The sequence below is a fragment of the Neisseria sp. P0021.S005 genome (genome assembly GCF_051956955.1).
Map to the genome: position 1 here is coordinate 1 of NZ_JBQCWY010000226.1, position 4441 is coordinate 4441.

Sequence of the window (4441 nt, forward strand, 5' to 3'; positions counted from 1 at the left end):
CTCGGATTACAGAGTAATGCGGCGGAAGTCTTTCAACAGGTTAGCCAGGAATACGGTGAAGCGCATACCGGCGGCACCGTCGATGACGCGGTGGTCGAAGGACAGGCTCAATGGGCACATCAGGCGAGGAGCGAATTCTTTGCCGTTCCAAACCGGTTTGATTTGGGATTTGCACACACCCAAGATAGCAACTTCAGGAGCATTCACGATCGGCGTGAAGCCTGTGCCGCCGATACCGCCCAAGCTGGAAATAGTAAAGCATGCGCCTTGCATTTCTTGCGGTTTGAGCTTGCCTTCGCGGGCTTTTTTAGACAATTCGGTCAGCTCTTGGCTGATTTGTTTCAAGCCTTTTTGATCCACGTCTTTGATTACTGGAACAACCAAGCCATTTGGCGTGTCTGCTGCGAAACCGATGTTGAAGTAGTTTTTCAGCACCAGATTGTCGCCATCCAGAGAGGCATTGAATTCAGGGAAGGCTTTCAGCGCAGCAACAGAGGCTTTAATGATGAACGCCAATGGGGACAGTTTCACGCCTTCGCGTTCCCATTCTTTGTTCAGTTGTTTGCGGAATTCTTCCAATTCGGTCATGTCCGCTTCTTCGTGTACGGTAACGTGAGGAATCACAACCCAGTTGCGAGACAGGTTTTGACCGGAGATTTTCTTAATACGAGACAGTTCTTTAACTTCGATGCTGCCGAATTTAGAGAAGTCAACTTTAGGCCATGGCAACAAGTCCAGACCACCTCCCAAAGAGGCAGCGGCAGGTTTGCCTGCACCACTTTGCATAACGGATTTAACGAAGGCTTTAACGTCTTCGCCCATGATACGGCCTTTCAGACCGGTACCTTTGACTTGACCCAAATCTACGCCCAATTCACGCGCCAGTTTACGTGCGGAAGGACCTGCATGGGCTTTGGCAAAAGCAGCTTCGTCAATTTTGGCAGCTGCAGGTGCAGCCGGAGCAGGCGCAGCGGCTGGTGCTGGAGCAGCAGGAGCCGGAGCAGCGGCTGGTGCAGGTGCGGCAGCTTGAGCGGCAGGAGCAGGAGCAGCTGCGGCGGAACCGGCAGTTTCTACTTCGATAATGGCAGAGCCTTCGGATACTTTGTCGCCAACTTTCAGGAATACGGCTTTAACCACACCGGCTTCGGTACATGGTACGTCCATAGTAGCTTTGTCGGTTTCCAACGTAATCAGGGTGTCGTCAACGGCAACAGTGTCGCCCACTTTAATTTCAACGGCAATAACGTCTACGTCAGAGTGGCCGCCGATATCAGGTACAACAACTTGTACAGTAGCGCCTCCGGAAGGAGCGGCTGCAGGCGCAGCAGCAGCAGGAGCTTTTGCTGCAGGGGCCGTAGCGGCATCAGCAGCGGCAGCACCGGTTTCAACGGTCAAAATAACGCCGCCTTCAGAGATTTTATCGCCAACTTTAACTTTAACTTCTTTCACGACGCCGGCTGCATCAGCAGGTACGTCCATAGTGGCTTTGTCGGTTTCCAAAGTAATCAGGGTGTCGTCAACGGCAATAGTGTCGCCTACTTTAACTTCTACGGCGATGATGTCGACGTTTTCATGACCGCCGATATCAGGGACTTTGATTTCTACGATACTCATTTGAGTTCCTTTAATATTTTCAGTTTGATGCCGTCTGAAAACTGTTTCGCACGGCATCGGTACAGTTTGTTAAACCATTCAAGCATTCGATTTTCAGACGGCCTGATGTCTGAATGAAGCAAACAGGCCGTCTGAAACATCAATTAGCGTTTCCAGCTAGGGGCTGAATCGGCCTTGATGCCATATTTTTCAATAGCTTGTTGAACGGTTTCTTTGCTGACTTTGCCTTGCTCAGCCAATGCGCTCAATGCAGCAACGGCAACGTTGTAGCGGTCAACTTCGAAGAAGCTGCGCAGGTTGGCACGGCTGTCGGAGCGACCGAAGCCGTCAGTACCCAAGACGTGGTAGTCGTTAGGGATGTAGGCACGGATGCGGTCAGCATAGCTGCGGATGTAGTCGGTAGCGGCAATAACCGGACCGTCATGACCTTGCAGTTGAGAAGTAACAAACGGTACTTTTGCAGTTTCCAATGGGTTCAGACGATTGAAGCGTTCCACTTCGATGGCATCGCGGTGCAGCTGGTTGAATGATGGGCAAGACCAGATGTCTGCTTCTACGCCGAAGTCGGCTTTCAACAATTCGGCACCGGCAATTACTTCTTGCAGGATAGTACCGGAACCCATCAATTGAACTTTCTTGTCGCCTTTGCCGCTGGCTTTCAGCAGATACATACCTTTCAGGATGTTTTCTTCTGCGCCTTCAGGCATATCCGGGTGAGCGTAGTTCTCGTTCATTAGGGTGATGTAGTAGAACACGTCTTCGTTATTGGCATACATACGGCGCAGACCGTCTTGAACGATAACGGCTACTTCGTATTGGAATGTTGGATCGTAAGAAACACAATTTGGAATCAAATCTGCTTGAATATGGCTGTGGCCGTCTTCGTGTTGCAGACCTTCACCATTCAGCGTTGTACGGCCGGCAGTACCACCCAACAGGAAGCCGCGTGCGTGCATATCGCCGGCAGCCCATGCCAAGTCGCCGATACGTTGGAAACCGAACATAGAGTAGTAGATGTAGAAAGGAATCATCGCAAAGTTGCTGTTGGCGTAGCTGGTTGCAGCCGCGATCCAGTCAGCCATTGCGCCTGGCTCGTTAATACCTTCTTGCAAGATTTGACCGTCGACGGATTCTTTGTAGAACATCAGTTGGTCTTTATCTTGAGGGGTGTATTGTTGGCCTTTAGGGTTCCAAATGCCGTATTGGCGGAACATACCTTCCATACCGAAAGTACGGCTTTCGTCAGGAACGATAGGTACAACGCGTTTGCCGATTTTTTTGTCTTTCAGCAAAGTAGACAGGATGCGTACGAAAGCCATGGTGGTGGAGAATTCACGGTCACCGCTGGATTTCAGTTGGGCATCAAATGCTGACAGTTCAGGCACTTCCAGAACGTCTTGGGTAGGGTTGCGTTGAGGCAGGTAGCCACCCAAAGATTCGCGACGTGCGTGCAGGTATTTGTATTCTTCGCTGTCAGGAGCAAAAGTCAGGTAAGGCAGGTCGCCACTGTCGATTTGCTCGTCAGTTACAGGAATGTCAAAGCGGTCACGGAATTGTTTCAGAGACGCTTTGTCCATTTTTTTGGCTTGGTGGGCAACGTTTTGACCTTCGCCGGATGCACCCATACCGTAACCTTTAATGGTTTTTGCCAAGATTACAGTAGGTTTGCCGTTAGCGTGATTCGCAGCGCGGTCGTAAGCGTTGTAGACTTTTTGAGGGTCATGACCACCGCGGTTCAATGCCCAAATTTCGTCATCAGTCATATCGGCGACCAATGCTTTCAGTTCAGGCGTATTGAAGAAGTGTTCGCGAACGTATGCACCGTCTTTGGATTTGTAAGTTTGGTAGTCACCGTCCAAGCACTCTTCCATACGTTTGCGCAGGATGCCATCTTTGTCTTTTGCCAAGAGGCGGTCCCAACGACGACCCCAGACGACTTTCACAACATTCCAGCCGGCGCCGGCAAAGTTGCCTTCCAGCTCTTGAATGATTTTGCCGTTACCGCGTACTGGGCCGTCCAAACGTTGCAGGTTACAGTTGATGACGAATACCAAGTTGTCCAAGCCTTCGCGTGAAGCCAGAGCAATAGCACCTTGGCTTTCAGGTTCGTCCATTTCACCGTCGCCACAGAATACCCATACTTTACGGCCTTTGGTTTTAGCCAGACCGCGAGATTCCAAGTATTTCAGGAAGCGTGCTTGGTAAATTGCCATCAATGGGCCAAGACCCATAGATACGGTTGGGAATTGCCAGAAGTCAGGCAACAGGTGAGGGTGAGGGTAAGAAGGCAGACCTTTACCGTCAACTTCTTGACGGAAGTTGTTCAGCTGGTCTTCAGTCAGACGGCCTTCAACGAACGCGCGTGCGTAGATGCCAGGGGCAACGTGGCCTTGGAAGAATACCAAATCGCCTTCTTCGCCTTCGCCTTTAGCTTTCCAGAAGTGATTGAAGCCGACTTCGTACATAGTGGCGGCTGATTGGAAAGATGCAATGTGTCCACCCAATTCCAAATCTTTTTTACCCGCGCGCAAAACGATAGCGGCAGCGTTCCAACGAACGAATGCACGGATGCGGTGTTCGATGTTTTGGTCGCCGGGGATGCCTTTTTCGTCTTCTACGGAAACGGTGTTCAAATATGGAGTAGTGGTGCCGTGAGGCATACGGATGCCTTTGTCACGGCTGTATTTGACCAAACTTTCCAGCAGATACTGAGCGCGCTCGCTGCCTTCATATTCTAAAACAGAGCTTAACGCGTCTAACCATTCTTTGGTTTCAATTGGGTCAACATCGTGTAATTGGGTGGACATAATATCTATCCTTGTGTTGA

2 protein-coding genes are annotated in these 4441 nt (G+C 50.6%); both read right to left on the bottom strand.

Going from position 1 to position 4441, the window contains the following annotated elements; all coding sequences use genetic code 11:
• Positions 1–6: 6 nt before the first annotated feature.
• Complete coding sequence (gene aceF / locus ACTHUE_RS11500; protein ID WP_070460741.1) at positions 7–1614, bottom strand: dihydrolipoyllysine-residue acetyltransferase; 1608 nt, start codon at positions 1612–1614, stop codon at positions 7–9.
• 143 nt (positions 1615–1757) lie between these two features.
• Positions 1758–4421 carry a pyruvate dehydrogenase (acetyl-transferring), homodimeric type gene (gene aceE / locus ACTHUE_RS11505; protein ID WP_070460739.1) on the bottom strand — a complete coding sequence of 888 codons (2664 nt, stop codon included), beginning with the start codon at positions 4419–4421 and terminating at the stop codon, positions 1758–1760.
• Positions 4422–4441: the final 20 nt, after the last annotated feature.

Bases quoted from the DNA above. Each gene is read 5' to 3' on its own strand.
- aceE (WP_070460739.1), bottom strand. From the start codon at position 4,421: ATGTCCACCCAATTACACGATGTTGACCCAATTGAAACCAAAGAATGG.
- aceF (WP_070460741.1), bottom strand. From the start codon at position 1,614: ATGAGTATCGTAGAAATCAAAGTCCCTGATATCGGCGGTCATGAAAAC.